This window comes from Streptomyces sp. UNOC14_S4 (assembly GCF_020740835.1).
Taxonomy (GTDB): domain Bacteria; phylum Actinomycetota; class Actinomycetes; order Streptomycetales; family Streptomycetaceae; genus Streptomyces.
In genome coordinates this window covers 1-1,570 of record NZ_JAINFC010000888.1, presented here as the reverse complement: position 1 = coordinate 1,570, position 1,570 = coordinate 1, and the positions used below count along the sequence as shown (strand labels likewise).

The window sequence follows — 1,570 nt, the reverse complement described above, 5'->3', positions numbered from 1 at the left end:
CGCCTGAGCCGGGGGAGCCGCCTGAGCCGGGGGAGCCGCCTGAGCCGGGGGAGCCGCCTGAGCAGCCGCGGGGGCCGCCTGCGTACCGCCCGCCACCGCGGCCCGCGCGGCCGCGGGCCCGGAGAGCCCGGCGGGAACGCCGTGGGCGGCGTCGGGCCCCGGCGCGTACCCGGCGGACAGGCCGCCGCCCGCGACCGGCGCACCGCCGCCCGCGAAACCGCCTGCCAGGGCACCGCGCTCCAGCTTCTCCAGCCGCGCCTGCATGGATCGCTCGTCGTCGAACGCGGCGGGCAGCAGCACCCGCGCGCAGATCAGCTCGAGCTGGAGCCGCGGCGAGGTCGCGCCACGCATCTCGGTCAGCCCCGCGTTGACCAGGTCGGCGGCCCGGCTGAGCTCGGCGGAGCCGAAGACGGAGGCCTGGGCCTGCATACGCTCCACGACATCCGCGGGGGCGTCGATCAGGCCCTTCTCCACGGCGTCCGGCACCGCGGCGAGGATCACGAGGTCGCGCAGGCGCTCCAGCAGGTCAGCGACGAAGCGGCGGGGGTCGTTGCCGCCCTCGATGACGCGGTCCACGACCTCGAACGCGGCGGCGCCGTCGTTCGCCGCGAAGGCCTCCACCACGGCGTCCAGCAGCGAGCCGTCCGTGTAGCCGAGGAGCGACGTCGCCATGGCGTATGTCACACCGTCCTCGGCGGCGCCGGCGAGGAGCTGGTCCATGACGGACATCGAGTCACGCACGGAACCGGCGCCCGCCCGCACCACCAGCGGCAGCACGCCCTCCTCGACGGGGATCTGCTCGTGGGCGCACACCTCGCCGAGGTAGTCCCGCAGAGTGCCGGGCGGGACGAGCCGGAACGGGTAGTGGTGCGTACGCGACCGGATCGTCCCGATGACCTTCTCGGGCTCCGTGGTCGCGAAGATGAACTTGAGGTGCTCCGGCGGCTCCTCGACCACCTTCAGCAGGGCGTTGAAGCCCGCCGAGGTGACCATGTGGGCCTCGTCGATGATGTAGATCTTGTAGCGGCTGGAGGCGGGGCCGAAGAAGGCCTTCTCGCGCAGCTCACGAGCGTCGTCCACACCACCGTGGGAAGCGGCGTCGATCTCGATGACGTCGATCGAGCCGCGGCCGTTGCGCGCGAGATCCTGGCAGGACTGGCACTCGCCGCAGGGCGTGGGCGTGGGGCCCTGCTCACAGTTCAGACAGCGGGCGAGGATGCGCGCGCTGGTCGTCTTGCCGCAGCCGCGCGGCCCGCTGAACAGATACGCGTGATTGACCCTGTTGTTCCGCAGCGCCTGCTGCAACGGGGTGGTGACATGCTCCTGCCCGATGACCTCGGCGAAGGACTCGGGGCGGTAACGGCGGTAGAGCGCGAGGGACGACACACCTACGACGATATCGGGCCCCACTGACAAGTGGCCTCGATCACAGATCCCGCCCGGACCGACACCCGCGGGCCACCCCGGCGAAACGCCCCGCACAGCCCCAGGAAACGCAAGGGCCCCCCACGCACCCGCCAGAGCCCACCTACCCTTGCTGCCTTCCGGCCCTGGGGGAGTTCAGTGAGAT

The 1,570-nt window shown here is 72.4% G+C and carries 1 protein-coding gene and 1 other RNA gene; both read right to left on the bottom strand.

Annotated features, from left to right (window positions below; translation table 11 throughout):
- Window positions 1–1,386, bottom strand: a 1,386-nt coding sequence (locus K6I34_RS36765; RefSeq protein WP_229332357.1) for a DNA polymerase III subunit gamma and tau, incomplete at its 3' end; no start/stop codon positions are given.
- A gap of 106 nt (window positions 1,387–1,492) precedes the next feature.
- Window positions 1,493–1,570: signal recognition particle sRNA small type (gene ffs, locus K6I34_RS36760), an RNA gene on the bottom strand; the annotation flags it as partial.